The organism is Candidatus Vidania fulgoroideorum, assembly GCF_053760525.1.
Genome location: NZ_CM132394.1, coordinates 1 through 14,710, shown reverse-complemented (window position 1 = coordinate 14,710; position 14,710 = coordinate 1). Strand labels below are relative to the sequence as shown.

The window sequence follows — 14,710 nt, the reverse complement described above, 5'->3', positions numbered from 1 at the left end:
AATTAAAAAAATTTTTCATTAAATTTTTTAAATATGTAATAAGTAAAAATCATATTTAAATAATCTTTTTTTTTATAATGTTCTTTTTCTATAACATGATAAAAAGAATGAAAAAGATTTTCTTTTATTTCTGAGAGATTATTTTTTCTAATTATTATATCACTAACATAACAATTAAATAAAATTTTATGATAATTTTGATTAAAAACTAAAGTAGAAAAAAATTTTTTTTTCAAATATTTTTTTTTAAAAATTATATTAATTAAAAAATTTTTATTTTTCAAAAAAAAGTTAATTAGAATATTAACATTATTTTTTAAGAATTTTTTTTTGAAATTATAAATATTTATTTTTTTTAAAAATAAATATTTATAAACTAAGTTATACAAAATTATATAATGGCTAAAAGTGGAATCGAACCACTGACCAACGGACCTTCAACCCGTAGCTCTGCCTACTGAGCTATTTAGCCTTTATTAATTAAAATACCTATACTATGATCTATTTCATGCTGTATACATATTGAATAAAAACCCTTAATAAATATTTTTCTTTTTATAAAATTTTTATTATAAGAAATAAAAGATAAGTACTTGCTTCTTATTTTTATAAAATTTTTATTTAAACTTAAACATCCTTCTATCAAAATATACTTTTCAGAACTTTTAAATAAATAATAATTATTATAAAAATAATAAAATATAAATTTTTCCAGAATAAAAAAATTAAATCTTTTACATATTTGTGAAAAATTCAAAGCTAAACCGTTGTTAAAGTAACATAATTTTTTATAAAAATTTTTATTTAAATTATTATTTTTAAAAAAAATATTACAATAAAAATTTAACAATTTATTATTTACTAACAGCATTTAAAAAATTTTTATTTCTACAGAACTTGGTATGCTTAAGTTTATTATCTTTTTAAATATATATTTATTACAAAATTTTAAAATTATTAGTCTTTTATATTTTCTTATTTCAAATTGATCTCTAGAATCTTTATCTTTATGAGGTGATCTTAATATATCAAATTTTTTTATTTCTTTAGGAAGATTTAAAGGTCCTTTAAATATAACAAAATTTTTATTTAAAAAATTTAAAAAATTTTTTGTATAATAATTTATAGTTTTATAACATAATGAAATCAATAATATCTTTAAATTGTTTTTATAAATCATTTTGAATATTTTTTATAACTATGAAAACTCATTGTATGAGTAGCTCTTCCTTTTGTAATAGTTCTAAGAGATGTAGAATAACCAAACATTTCTGACATAGGCACATACGATTTTATATCTATATAGTTTTTGTTATTTTCTTCAGTCCCATATATAATACCTCTTTTAGAAGATAAATCGCTTATAATATTACCAATATAATCTTTTGGAGTTGTAACATTAACGTTCATAATTGGTTCTAAAATTATAGGAGAAGATAAAGTTAATGCTTTTTTTAAAGCTAAAGAAGCTGCTATTTTAAAAGCATTCTCATTAGAATCTACTTCATGAAAAGTTCCAAATATTAATTCAACCTTTACATCAATTACTGGATATCCATACAATACACCTTTATTAAGACTATCAATTATACTTTTCTCAACAGGTTTTATGTATTCTCTTGGAATTGAACCGCCTTTAATAAGATTAACAAATTTATTACCTTTACCAATTTTTCTTGGATATATATTTATAACTACATGACCATAATTACCCCTACCACCTGATTGTCTAACATATTTTCCCTCTATATTTTTTGAATGTTTCGAAATTGTTTCCCTATAAGAAACTTTAGGATTGCTTTTTTTAAAATTTATGTTAAATTCTCTTTTTATCCTTTCTAAAAATACTTCTATATGTAGTTCTCCCATACCTGATACTTTTATTTTACCACTTTCAATATCAGTAGACAACAATATTGTTGGGTCTTCATATGACAATTTTTTTAGAGAAACAAAAAGTTTCTCTTGTTCTGATGAATCTAATGGTTCTACTACATATGAAATTACAGGGTTAGGGAAGTTTATTTTTTCATAAAAACAAAATTCACTTTTATAAAGAGTTTCTCCTGTTTTTATTCCTCTTAGACCTATTAAAGCAACTATATCTCCTTTTTTCGCTGAATTTGTATCTTTTTTTTTATTAGCATGAATTTTAATAATTCTACTTATTTTATATTTATTTTTTTTACTTGAATTAAAAACCGTTTGACCAACTTTAATTATTCCAGTATAAACTCTAACAAAACACATCAAACCACAATAAAAATCATTAATTACTTTAAATACAAAACCAGAAAATGATTTTAATTTATTTATGTTACATATATTATTTTTTTTATCATAATAGTAATATTTCCTATCAAAAGGAGAAGGTAAAAAATTAATTATATAATCTAACAAAACTTGAACGCCAATGTTTTTAAAAGCACTACCACACAAAGCTGGAACTATTGAGCAATCTATTATTCTTTTTTTAAGTAATTCTAGAATTTCTAATTCTTTTAGATTATTATCTAAATATTTACTTAAGTAATAATCATAAGGGTTTACTAATTCTTCTATTAATTTTTTTCTTAATTTAAGCAAAAAATTATTTTTATCGTAATCTATATTTCTTATATGATAATTAATAACTCCTTTATTATTAAAAATAATTTTTTTTGAATATATTAAATCATAAAAACCTATGAAATTACCATTTTTATATAATGGATAATGTATTTTAATTATTTTTCTTGAAAAAGTTTTTTCTATTTGATCACAAACTTTAAAATAATTTGATCCGATCCTATCCATTTTATTTATAAAAACTAATCTAGGAATTTTGTATTTTTCTAGTTGACTCCAAACAGTTTCGGATTGAGCTTGAACACCAGAAACAGAACAAAAAACCATACAAGCACCATCAAGTATTCTCATTGATCTTTCTACTTCTGCTGTAAAATCAACATGACCTGGAGTATCAATTATATTAATTTTATTCTTTTTAATTTTTTTTAAAATTCCAGACCAATAAACATATGTACACGCAGAATTTATGGTTATACCTCTTTCCTGCTCTTGATCCATCCAATCCATTGTTGCTTCACCATCGTGAACTTCTCCTATTTTATGTTTTTTTCCAGTATAATATAAAATTCTTTCAGTAAGAGTTGTTTTACCAGCGTCAATATGTGCACATATACCTATATTTTTAATATTTTTTATTTTCATTAAAAAGAAAAGTGAGAAAAAGCTCTGTTTAATTCAGCTTTTTTATGTATTTCATCTCTATCTTTAACAGATAAACTGTTATCATTATAAGTATCTATAATTTCTTTTAAAAGAGAATCAATTATATTTTTTTTATTTCTTATTATGGTATTTTTTTTAATAAATTTTATTGCTTTGTTTAAACCTCTTTTTCTAGTTATACTTACAGGTATCATGTAATATGTTCCTCCTACTTTTTTTTTTTTTAATTCAACTTTTGGAGTACAGTTTAATATAGACTTTTTCAAAATCTTTAAGGGGTTTGAGCAATAATTTTTTTTTATATTGTTTAAAACATTATAAACTATTTTTTCAGATAAAGTTTTTTTACCAGATAACATAAAAACATTAATTAATTTACTAACATAATAATCATTATATTTTAGATCATTAAAAACATTTCTGTTAAAAAAATTATTTTTTTTTCTCGACATTTCTTTTTACACCATATTTTGATCTTGAAGATTTTCTTCCTTCAACTCCTAATAAATCTAAAGAACCTCTTATTATATGATATTTAACACCAGGTAAATCTTTAACTCTACCACCTCTAATAAGAACAACAGAGTGTTCTTGTAAATTATGACCTTCACCTGGAATATAACATATAACTTCTTGTTTATTAGATAGCTTTACTTTTGCAACTTTTCTTAATGCAGAATTTGGTTTTTTAGGAGTTGTTGTATAAACTTTTATACATATACCTCTTTTTTGAGGACTTTTCATCAAAGCTGGTGACTTAGAATATTTTTTTTTTTTTTTTCTTCTATTTTTTATTATTTGATTTATTCTACTCATAAAAATATTTGTAAAAAATTCCAGTACCTGCGGGAATAAATTTACCAACTATAACATTTTCTTTTAAACCTTTAAGATTATCAATTTTTTTATAAATTGAGGCGTTAACTAAAATTTTTATAGTATCTTGAAAAGATGCTGCTGATATAAATGATTCACTATTTAAAGATGATTTTGTTACTCCGTATAAATACCTTTTATAAAAATTATTATTATTTAATTTTTCGATTTTTAAAATTTGATTTTTATAAAAAAATTTGTTTTTTCTTTTTGTTATTTTTATATTATTCAACATTTTTTTAAGTATTACTTCAAAATGTTTTCTTGATATTGATATATTATGGTATAAATATATATTTTTTAATTCATTTACAAAATGATTACAAAAATTATTTAAACCTACCAAACTTAAATAATCATTTAAATTATAATCATTTTTCTTAACTATAAGACCTTTATTTATAATTTTTTTAATTCCAAATAACAAAGGTTTATTTGTAATAACTTTATAACTTTTATTTAAAAATTTGTTATTAAATTTTAATCCATTTTTATTAAAATTTAATAAACCATCATAATATTGTATTGTATCATTTTTTTTAGTTAATCTATTTTCAAAAATATTAGAAATATCCAACAAACTATCAGTTATATCCTTATGATATTTTTCTTTTTTATAATAATAAACTGTAATATTAAATAAATTTTTTATTCTATTTAGTTTTATAATATATTTATTATATAAAAATAATAAATATTTTTCACTTTTTTCAAGAACTAAATAAGGTATATTTAAAATATTTTTATATTCTATATAAAAATATATATAAGATTTTTTTATTACATATTTATAATTATTCAAAAAGTTTATAAAATTTATTTTTACATTTTTTATATCTAAAATTATTTTTTTAGAACTAGTTTTTTTTGAAAATTTTAAATTTGAAAAATTAACTTTGTTTGAATTATTATAATTAATTCCTGGATTAACTTTATTGCTATAAAGTAATTTTCCTGTTAAATCAGTTAAACTCAAATTGCTTTTATTATTTATTTGAGAATTTTTTTTATAACAATTAAATAAATTATTATTATAATTATTTATAAAACAATATTTTTTAAATATAAATTTTTTTTTTTCTTTTTTTTCAAAATAAACACCACCGGTATGAAAAGTCCTCATTGTTAATTGAGTTCCAGGCTCTCCTATAGATTGAGCAGCAATAACTCCAACAGCATGACCTATATCAACTATTTTGTTTTTTGAAAAATCTATACCATAACATAGTGAGCATAAACCATTATTTATTTTACAAAATATTGGGTTTCTTATATTTATAATATTTATATTATTTTTAATTAGAAGCATAAATTTTTCTTCATTTAATATAGAATTCTTTTTTAATATTTTTTTTTTTTTATAGTATATATCTGAAAATATACAGTATCCTAAATATTCAAAGTAATTCGATTTGTCAAAAAATATTCTTGAATATTTTTTTGTTTTACAATCTTTTAATTTTATTACAACATTATGAGATACATCAACTAATCTTCTTGTTAAATAACCAGAGTTAGCTGTTTTTAGCGATGTGTCTGATAATCCTTTTCTCGCTCCATGGCTTGATAAAAAATATTGATCAGTATTTAAACCATAATAAAAATTAGATAAAACAGGAGTTTTTAATATTTTTCCATTTTGTTTCATCATAAATCCTCTTATTCCTGATATCTGATTTATCTGTTGCTCTGATCCTTTAGAACCACTTTTATAAATTTTATTTAAAGAATTATTGTTTTCTACTTTAAAACCTTTACTTCTAAAATCTATAAAATCTTTAGATATAAAATTCAACATTTCATTATTGTTTTTTTTATAAAATTTATTAAATATTTTTTTTTCTATTTTTTTATAAGTTTTAGAATTACCGAAATTTTTTTTTAAAATATTTAATTTGTTATTAATGTCTTTTATTAGATAATAAAATTCTTTTTCACTTTTAAATTTTAAATCACAATTAGATATTGAAATACCAGATTTAGTAGCATAATAAAAACCAAATTCTATTAATTTATAAATAAATTCAAAAAAAAATTTTTTATCATATTTATTATAAACATAATAAATAATTTCATATATATCATGTTTATAAAGAACTTTATTATATTTTATAATAAAGTTTTTTTTAGGTAAAATAGATAAAAATAGTATTCTCCTACAACTTGTCTTTATGAATTTTCCATTGGATATTTTAAAATATATACAATAATTTATTTCATTTTTAATAAAATAGTAATTTATAACATCTTTAATATTATCAAAATATTCTATATTTTCAATTATTAAGTAATTATTACTAGTTAAATAATTAATGCCTAAAATAATATCTTGTGTTGGTAAAATAGTTATATTACCATTAGAAGGATTTATAATGTTATTAGTTGATTTAAGAAGTTTTTTTGTTTCATATATACTTTCTCTTGATAATGGTATATGTACTCCCATTTGATCACCGTCAAAATCAGCGTTATAAGAAGAACATACCAAAGGATGTATATGTATAGCTCTATCTTTTACAAGTAGAATTTTAAAACTTTGTATACCCAATCTATGAAGGGTTGGAGCTCTGTTTAATATAATATATTTATTTCTTATTATTTTTTTTAATATTTTAATTGAAATTTTTTTTTGATTGTCAACAATATTTTTTGCTTCTATTATATTGTTACAATAAAAATTTTTTAATAATTTTCTGTATATAAATGGTCTAAATAATTCTATTGCAATTTTAATTGGAATACAACAATAATTTAATTTTATATTTGGTTCAACTACTATAACTGATCTTGCGGAATAATCAACCCTTTTTCCTAAAAGATTATTTCTAAATATACCTTTTTTACCTTTTAAATTATCTGAAATAGATTTAAAAGGTTTTTTTGAATTTTTTTTATAAAAAGTTTCATTTTTTCCATTTTCAAAAAGACAATCAACAGATTCTTGTATTAATTTCTTTTCTGTTTTTAATATAAATTCTGGAGCTTCTATATTATTAACTTTTTTTAATCTATCATTCCTATTTAAAACTATAGAATACAATTCATTTAAATCTGAAGAAACAATTTTATTCTTATCTATCTTTACTAAAGGTCTTAAACCACAAGGTAAAACTGGAAGTACTTTTATTATATAATCTTCCATTCTTATATTGTTTTTAAAAAAAAAAGATATTATATTAAATCTTTCTATCATTCTTTTATTTTCATTTTTATAAAAATATTTTATTTTATCCTTTAAAGAAAAATATTCATTTGAATAATCTACTTTTTTCAAAAGGTAAAATAAAGCATCGCATCCAGACTTAATGTTGCATATATTAAAAACTTTATTAAAAACCTTAAAATAGTAAGAGGAACTTATAAATGTATTTTTTTTTATATATTCTACATTACTTTCTATAACATAATAGATTTCGTAGTATATTATTTTTTCAATAATTTTTCTTTTTAAATTTAATATTAAGCTTAAATAATAAGGAGAAGTCTTAAATAAAAAAATATGAAAAACACAACATTGTAAAACAATATGTCCTATATTATTTCTTTTTAAGTATAAATTATTAACATTAACCCCACATTTTTTACATAAGTTGTTTAATATATTTTTTTTCTTATATTTGTTACAATTACAAGAATTTTTTTTATAAGGTCCAAATATCTTTTGACAAAAAAGACCATTTTTTTCTGGTTTTAAAGTTCTATAATTTATTGTATCAGATTTTTTTACTTCACCAGAAGATATTTTAAGAATTTGATTTGAATTAAAAAATGAAATTCTTAATTTTTTAAATGATTTCATAATAATTCTAAATTAATACATAAAGATTTTAATTCGTTAACAAGTATATTAAAAGATTCCGGAAAAAAATTCATTTTTTCTTTTTTACCAAAAATTATATTTTTGTAGTTAATTTCTCTTGAAATCATATCATCTGATTTCACAGTCAACATTTCTCTTAAAATATATGCCGCTCCATAAGCTTCAAAAGCCCAAGTTTCCATTTCTCCTATTCTTTGACCACCCATTTTTGATTTTCCTTTTAAAGGTTGTTGTGTAATTAAAGAGTAAGGGCCTATAGATCTAGCATGTATTTTATCGTAAGAAGTATGATGCAATTTTAAAAAATACATATAACCAAAAGTTACTTTATTTTCTATTTTTAATCCATTGTAACCATCAAAAATATCAACTTTATCAAAGGTTTTATTTATACCAAATTTTTTTATTAATGAATTATTGAAAACTTTTTTTGATAATTTTATAATTTCAAAATTATTTATACTTCTAAAAGGTAAACAACTAATAGTTATATTTTTTTTATAATATTCAATATCGTATATATTTTTTTTAAAATTTTTAAAAGAAAAATTTAAACATTTTAAAAAACTTTTTATATTATTTATTTTTCTATTTCTAATATAAATTTTTATTCTTTCTATTATTCCAAATATTAATAAACCAAGATTTATTTCAAATATTTGTCCTACATTCATCCTTGTAGGTACTCCTAAAGGGTTTAAAATCATATCACAAATTGTTCCATCTTTTAAATAAGGCATATTTTCTATAGGTAGTATTTTTGAAATTACACCTTTATTACCATGTCTACCAGACATTTTATCTCCAACTGAAAGTTTTTTTTTTTTTATAAAATTAAAACGTATTTCTTTTAATTTTTTTAAATTACTGTTTTCTGGATAAATAAATTTATTAATATTATATATTCTATTATTTGCAATAATAATATCAATATTTATATTGATATTATTTTTTCCTAAGTAATAAAATTTTTTGTTATAATAAAAATTATAATAATATTTTTTATACTTTTTTTTAAAATACTTAAATTTTTCTTTTACATAATATTTTAATATTATTTTATAACATTTATTAATTTTTCTGCTAAAATTACCATCTATTTCCTCATAATAATCAGAATAAATATAATCAATTTTATATAAAGTACCTGAACAATTATTATCAATTCTTACAAAATCTTGATAGTAATTTATTTTTTTATTTTTTATAAGAACGTTTATTAGGTTATCACAACCGCTTTTAGAAAAATCATTTTTTTTTATAACTCTAGCAACTATAATTTCTCCAGGTTCAAAATTCATACCTATTTTAGGAAACCCATTTTTTGAAATTTTTTTATAATTTTTTTTATCTATATAAAACATTTTTTTATCGTATTTAATATTTTTACTATATTTAAATTTCATTACATAAGTACTATAGTGTAAAGTGCTAAAATATTCGCTTTTAGAAAGTCTGTCAGAAATTATTATTGAGTCTTCATAATTATATCCTTTAAAAGATAAAAAACAAGTAATAACATTATGACCTAAAGACATAAAACCTTTATGGGTATTCTGATTATCATTAACAAAACATAAATCTTTATTTATTTTTTTTTTTAAGTCATGAACATTATTGTTTACTATATTTTTTTGATTATTATATTTGTACTTATAAAAATCTATTATTTTAAAAACTAAAATTTTATTATTTTTTTTAGTTATTATTATATTTTTAGAATCTTGATAAATTATTCTTTTATTTATAATGTAAAAAGAATAATTTAAATCAATTAAAGGTATATATTCTAAACCAGTACTAACATAAGGTAAACTTTTTATAAATCCAGTTACACTTTGTCTTTGCATATTAGAACCCATTAATGCTCTGTTCAAATCATCATGTTCTAAAAAAGGAATCATAGTTGAAGCGAGAGAAAATATTTGTAAAGTAGATACATCCAAAAATTTAACATTATCTAATGTGTCATACAATATTTTTTTATTCAATCTAACTATACCAAATTTATTAATTTTATTAATATTTAATATGTTGTTAAAACTGCATATTTTATTTTTTGTATCTATTTCTGATTTTAAATATATTATTTTACCAGTTATATTAAAATTAAATATTTTTATAAAAGGGGTATTTATAAAATAATCATAATCTAAATTGGAAAATAAAGAATATGAATTTACTAATCCTATATTTAAACCTTCTGGTGTTTCTATAGGACATATTCTTCCATAACTAGTATAATGTATTTCTCTTAAAACTTCCATTGATTTTCCTTTTAAACAAGAATTCTTACTTATTGAACTTATTCTTCTCTTGTGAGTTATTTCTGATAGTATATTGTTTTGATCTAAAAATTGACAATACTGAGACACGCAAAAAAATTCATTAATAGAATGAGTAATTATTTTATTATTAAACAAATAGAATGATGTTTTTATATTCTTTTTTGAAATTCTTTTTAATATAATTTTTTTTAATAAAAAAATTTTATTATTAAATATATTTTCTATTTGCTTTCCAGATCCTCTTATTTTTTTATTAGATAAGCTATCTTTATCTATTTTATAACTTAATATTTTTTTATTATTTATAAAAAAAAATATTAAGTTATAAATATCATTATAATCTATAAAATTACGGGAACTAAAAGAACCTATTATTTTATTTAGCTTTATTCTTGAATAACTTGTTAGGTAAAAAAATTTTTCAGAAAAAAATAATTTTTTTCTTTTAAGTAAAAAATTATTAAAACTACTTGTTTTTGAAATACCTGAAATGTTATAAAATTCTTTTATAATATTTAAATTATAATAATTTTCTATGCATGAAACAAAAATTTTATTACAATTTTTAGTAATTATACATTTTATTAAACCATTAAAATTTTTATATTTTTTTAAAAAAATATTAAAATTTTTTTCAAGATTTAAAAATATATTTTTTTTATAAGCATCTATATAATATATATATTTATATAAAAATGATTTAATTTCTAAATAATATTTTTTATTTATTTTATTTAAATTAGATTTTTTATATCTTTTTGATAATTTATAAATTCCTTTATAAAACAAAATATATATTTTTCCATCTTTTAATAACAAATAACTATAAAAAGAAAAAAGTTTTATTAAATAACTTAGTGGAAAGTTAATTAATATTAAAAAATAAAAAATTGGTATTTTTTTACTGTTGTTTAATGATAAACTTATATTTCTATATTTATCTCTATAAAATTCTAGCCAAATACCATATAAAGGAATTACTCTAATTACATCGTAATTTTTTATTCTTTCTATACTTATAGAAGGATTTTTATATAATTGACTAACAATTGTTCTTTCTATTCCATTAATTAAAAAAGAACAATTGTTGGTCATAATAGGAATATCGCAAAAATATATGTTTTTATATATTAATTTACTAATAAAATTTTTATTTTTTTCATTATAAAAAAATAAAAATTTTATTCTAATGTAAAGACTAAAATATTTTGTTTTATAGAATTTTTTGCAATAATCTAAATCTGTTATTTTTTTTTTTAAAAAATAACCACAATAACATATTTTTAATCTTGAATATTTTGAATAAATAGGAAAATACCTAAAAAAAATCTTATCTAAATAATTATTTTTTCTTAAAAATGTACTGTTAAATAAAAATTTTTGAATAAAAAGTAAATTATTTAATATAGAAGGAGTTTCTTTTGTAAAAAAATATTCATCATAATTCTTTAAAATCATTTTAAATTACATATACAACCTATTTTTGAAAACTTTTTTATAATTTCTTCTGCTTTTTTTTTTTCTATATCTTCTAATAAAACTTGAGGTACATTATCAACTATTTTTTTTGCTTTCATTAAGTCTATTTTTAAGATATCTTTTACCATTCTAATTGAAGAAATTTTATTGTCACCTATAGAAGTTAATTCTAAAATTATTTTTTTTTCTTCTTTATCTTTTTTAAAATTTTCAATTTTATTTAAATTACCAAATTTTTCATTTGCTTTATCTATTAGAATTTTTAATTCTAATAGATTCAAACTGCATATTTCTTCGAATATTTTATCTACTTTTTTCATTTTTTAAAAAAAATAAAATATTAAAAATATTTTTTATAAAATTATTAAAAATAAAAATAATTTTATTTATTATATGTTTTTTGTTTTTGTAATTTAAAATTGATTTATCAAAATTATTAATTTCTTTAAAGTTTATTAATAAACTTTTAAAACATATATTATATTTTTCTTTATATTTAAAGAAATATTTTAGAAAAATATCAAAAGAATTAAAAAAAAAAAGATAATTTCCACAATCACTTATATTTTTTTTATTTAACAAACTATATAATTTTAAAAAAACTTTTTTTTTACAAAAAAAAATTTTTATTTTTTTACTTTTCATAAACATTCTTAATTTAATTAATCTATTATTATTAATATTCTTTATATCCGCATTAAATAAATAAATATTTTTTAAAAAATTATTTTTTATTTTTGAAAAAACATTCATCATCTGTTATTAAAAATTTATTTTTTTGAGTTGTACTAACAACAATTTTCTTTATATTTTTAACATTATAGCCTTTTTTTTTTAACAAGTTAAAAAAACTCTTATTAATAAAAATAAAATTTTTAAAAATACTATCTATATTACAATCAGTAGTAGAAAAAGAAAAATTAACAAAATTATTTTTTTTATTTATATCAAAAAATAAAAAATTATTTTCTTTTAAAATTTTAAATATTCTTTCAAATTCATCAAAGTAAAATCCATAATTATAAAAAAATTTTTTTTTTTTTCTAATAAAAATTTTTAATAGTCCCAATTTTTTTAATTTTTTAAAAGAAAATGAATCAAAAAAATAATATCTATATTTTTTTTTAAAAAAATTATTGTTAAAAATTTTTTCGTTAAAATCAAAAAAAATATATTTATTATATGAATTTTTAAAATTATTTTTTTTAAAACAAAAAAAAATTAAAAATTTTATTTTTGTTTTAAAAGGTAATATAAAAAAAGAATTGTAATCAAAAAAATTTTTTTTTGATATATAAGTAACAGTATAAGTTTCCTTAAATTTAAATTTTTTTTTATTAATTATATTTAAATAATTAAAAAAATTATTTGACATAACGATAAGACATAGATTTAGAAACACCTAATATAATTTTTTTTATTTTACTATATTTTAATGTATTAAAAACATTATTAGAAAGTTTTATTATTTTTTTAATACAATGTTCGTTTATTTTTTTTTCATCTTTAAAATGTTCATTACATATAATTTTAATTAAAAATGATGTTGAACATCCTAAAACTTTCAAAGAATATTCATTTTTTTTAAATACCTTTATTAATATTCTAATTTTATCACCTTTTTTATAATTTTTTATTTTTTTTTCTAATTTTTCTTTAAAATCAAAAATATTTATACCATTTTGACCAAGACAAGAATTAATTGATGAGTTTTTATTAAAACCTTTAATTATATTTATTTTTATTAATTTCAAAAAAAATTTTTAGAGGTAGAAGGAATTGAACCTTCATTCTTGGTTTTGGAGACCAGAGCTCTTCCGTTAAGCTATACCTCTAATGAAGAAACAACACCAGCTCCTATTGTTTTACCTCCTTCTCTAATTGCAAATTTCATATTCTTTTCAATTGCAATATCATTCATAAGATTTACAACAGCTTCAATATTTTCTCCAGGAATTACCATTTTTTTTTCTCCAGTTAAAACTATACAACCAGTTACATCTGTAGTTCTGAAAAAGAATTGAGGTTTATAATTATTAAAAAAAGGAGTGTGTCTACCTCCTTCTTTTTTGTTTAATATGTATATATTTGCTTTAAATTTATTAAATGACTTAATAGTATTTAATTTAGATATTACATGACCTCTTCTTACATCACTTTTCTTAATACCCCTTATAAGTAAACCAACATTATCACCTGCTTTTCCAAATTCTAAATTTTTGTTAAACATTTCTATTCCTGTACAAGTGCTTTTTATTTTTTTTCCAAAACCTATTATTTCTATTTCATCATTTAATTTTATTATTCCCCTTTCAATTTTTCCAGTAACCACAGTACCTCTTCCAGAAATACTAAAAACATCCTCTACAGGCATTAAAAATGGCTTATCAACGTCTCTTTTAGGCAAAGGTATATATGAATCAAGATTATCAGCTAATTTTTCTATTGATTTTATTCCGTATTCAGTATCTCTATTCTCCAAAGCTAATTTAGCTGATCCTCTTATTATAGGTGCATTATCACCATCAAAGTTATATTTATTAAGTAATTCTCTTATTTCTAATTCAACTAAATCTATTATTTCATTGTCATCTACTAAATCACATTTATTTAAATAAACTATTATTTTAGGAACACCAACTTGTCTTGCTAATAAAATATGTTCTCTAGTTTGAGGCATTGGACCATCAACTGCTGAACACACTAATATAGCACCATCCATTTGAGCTGCTCCCGTTATCATATTTTTTATGTAATCAGAATGACCAGGGCAATCAACATGAGCATAATGTCTTTTTTCTGTTTCGTATTCTATATGAGCTGTGTTTATTGTAATACCTCTTTCTTTTTCCTCAGGAGAAGAGTCTATTTCACTATATTTTTTATAAGAGCATGAAAACTTTTTTGATAAAACGTTTGTTATAGCAGAAGTTAACGATGTTTTTCCATGATCAACATGTCCTATAGTACCAACATTTATATGAGGTTTATTTCTTTCAAAATTTTTTTTCAT

General features: G+C 18.9%; 13 protein-coding genes and 2 tRNA genes. All 15 read right to left on the bottom strand.

What is annotated here, in order from left to right:
* Positions 1-2: 2 nt before the first annotated feature.
* On the bottom strand, positions 3-389 hold the full coding sequence (locus ACWNYQ_RS00075) for a hypothetical protein (protein WP_455290567.1): 387 nt from the start codon (positions 387-389) through the stop codon (positions 3-5).
* A gap of 10 nt (positions 390-399) precedes the next feature.
* Positions 400-472: transfer RNA gene (locus ACWNYQ_RS00070), tRNA-Phe, on the bottom strand.
* Positions 467-871 (bottom strand): peptide deformylase, encoded by a 405-nt coding sequence (locus ACWNYQ_RS00065; RefSeq protein ID WP_455290566.1) that lies wholly within the window; start codon positions 869-871, stop codon positions 467-469. The genes ACWNYQ_RS00070 and ACWNYQ_RS00065 overlap by 6 nt, the downstream gene beginning before the upstream one ends.
* Complete coding sequence (rpsJ, locus tag ACWNYQ_RS00060) at positions 872-1,180, bottom strand: 30S ribosomal protein S10 (protein WP_455290565.1); 309 nt, start codon at positions 1,178-1,180, stop codon at positions 872-874. It lies immediately after the preceding gene.
* Positions 1,177-3,213 carry an elongation factor G gene (fusA, locus tag ACWNYQ_RS00055; protein WP_455290564.1) on the bottom strand — a complete coding sequence of 679 codons (2,037 nt, stop codon included), beginning with the start codon at positions 3,211-3,213 and terminating at the stop codon, positions 1,177-1,179. The genes rpsJ and fusA overlap by 4 nt, the downstream gene beginning before the upstream one ends.
* On the bottom strand, positions 3,213-3,686 hold the full coding sequence (locus tag ACWNYQ_RS00050; protein ID WP_455290563.1) for a 30S ribosomal protein S7: 474 nt from the start codon (positions 3,684-3,686) through the stop codon (positions 3,213-3,215). The genes fusA and ACWNYQ_RS00050 overlap by 1 nt, the downstream gene beginning before the upstream one ends.
* Positions 3,667-4,050 (bottom strand): 30S ribosomal protein S12, encoded by a 384-nt coding sequence (gene rpsL, locus ACWNYQ_RS00045; RefSeq protein WP_455290562.1) that lies wholly within the window; start codon positions 4,048-4,050, stop codon positions 3,667-3,669. Before rpsL ends, ACWNYQ_RS00050 begins: the two co-directional genes overlap by 20 nt.
* Entirely contained in the window at positions 4,043-7,909 is a 3,867-nt protein-coding gene (gene rpoC, locus ACWNYQ_RS00040) for a DNA-directed RNA polymerase subunit beta' (protein ID WP_455290561.1), read from the bottom strand. The genes rpsL and rpoC overlap by 8 nt, the downstream gene beginning before the upstream one ends.
* Positions 7,906-11,676 (bottom strand): DNA-directed RNA polymerase subunit beta, encoded by a 3,771-nt coding sequence (locus ACWNYQ_RS00035; protein WP_455290560.1) that lies wholly within the window; start codon positions 11,674-11,676, stop codon positions 7,906-7,908. The genes rpoC and ACWNYQ_RS00035 overlap by 4 nt, the downstream gene beginning before the upstream one ends.
* Positions 11,673-12,017, bottom strand: coding sequence for a ribosomal protein L7/L12 (locus tag ACWNYQ_RS00030; protein WP_455290559.1), 345 nt, complete (start codon positions 12,015-12,017; stop codon positions 11,673-11,675). The genes ACWNYQ_RS00035 and ACWNYQ_RS00030 overlap by 4 nt, the downstream gene beginning before the upstream one ends.
* Positions 12,001-12,450, bottom strand: a complete 450-nt coding sequence (locus ACWNYQ_RS00025) for a hypothetical protein (RefSeq protein ID WP_455290558.1) — start codon at positions 12,448-12,450, stop codon at positions 12,001-12,003. Before ACWNYQ_RS00025 ends, ACWNYQ_RS00030 begins: the two co-directional genes overlap by 17 nt.
* Complete coding sequence (locus ACWNYQ_RS00020) at positions 12,422-13,072, bottom strand: hypothetical protein (protein WP_455290557.1); 651 nt, start codon at positions 13,070-13,072, stop codon at positions 12,422-12,424. Before ACWNYQ_RS00020 ends, ACWNYQ_RS00025 begins: the two co-directional genes overlap by 29 nt.
* Positions 13,062-13,451, bottom strand: coding sequence for a hypothetical protein (locus ACWNYQ_RS00015; RefSeq protein WP_455290556.1), 390 nt, complete (start codon positions 13,449-13,451; stop codon positions 13,062-13,064). The genes ACWNYQ_RS00020 and ACWNYQ_RS00015 overlap by 11 nt, the downstream gene beginning before the upstream one ends.
* Positions 13,452-13,461: 10 nt before the next feature.
* Positions 13,462-13,532, bottom strand: a tRNA-Trp gene (locus ACWNYQ_RS00010).
* Positions 13,523-14,710, bottom strand: a complete 1,188-nt coding sequence (gene tuf, locus ACWNYQ_RS00005) for an elongation factor Tu (RefSeq protein ID WP_455290555.1) — start codon at positions 14,708-14,710, stop codon at positions 13,523-13,525. Before tuf ends, ACWNYQ_RS00010 begins: the two co-directional genes overlap by 10 nt.

What these genes read in the sequence shown, in the direction of transcription:
- ACWNYQ_RS00065 (WP_455290566.1), bottom strand. Translation starts at nt 871, where the DNA reads ATGCTGTTAGTAAATAATAAATTGTTAAATTTTTATTGTAATATTTTT.
- rpsJ (WP_455290565.1), bottom strand. Translation starts at nt 1,180, where the DNA reads ATGATTTATAAAAACAATTTAAAGATATTATTGATTTCATTATGTTAT.
- fusA (WP_455290564.1), bottom strand. Translation starts at nt 3,213, where the DNA reads ATGAAAATAAAAAATATTAAAAATATAGGTATATGTGCACATATTGAC.
- ACWNYQ_RS00050 (WP_455290563.1), bottom strand. Translation starts at nt 3,686, where the DNA reads ATGTCGAGAAAAAAAAATAATTTTTTTAACAGAAATGTTTTTAATGAT.
- rpsL (WP_455290562.1), bottom strand. Translation starts at nt 4,050, where the DNA reads ATGAGTAGAATAAATCAAATAATAAAAAATAGAAGAAAAAAAAAAAAA.
- rpoC (WP_455290561.1), bottom strand. Translation starts at nt 7,909, where the DNA reads ATGAAATCATTTAAAAAATTAAGAATTTCATTTTTTAATTCAAATCAA.
- ACWNYQ_RS00035 (WP_455290560.1), bottom strand. Translation starts at nt 11,676, where the DNA reads ATGATTTTAAAGAATTATGATGAATATTTTTTTACAAAAGAAACTCCT.
- ACWNYQ_RS00030 (WP_455290559.1), bottom strand. Translation starts at nt 12,017, where the DNA reads ATGAAAAAAGTAGATAAAATATTCGAAGAAATATGCAGTTTGAATCTA.
- ACWNYQ_RS00025 (WP_455290558.1), bottom strand. Translation starts at nt 12,450, where the DNA reads ATGAATGTTTTTTCAAAAATAAAAAATAATTTTTTAAAAAATATTTAT.
- ACWNYQ_RS00020 (WP_455290557.1), bottom strand. Translation starts at nt 13,072, where the DNA reads ATGTCAAATAATTTTTTTAATTATTTAAATATAATTAATAAAAAAAAA.
- tuf (WP_455290555.1), bottom strand. Translation starts at nt 14,710, where the DNA reads ATGAAAAAAAATTTTGAAAGAAATAAACCTCATATAAATGTTGGTACT.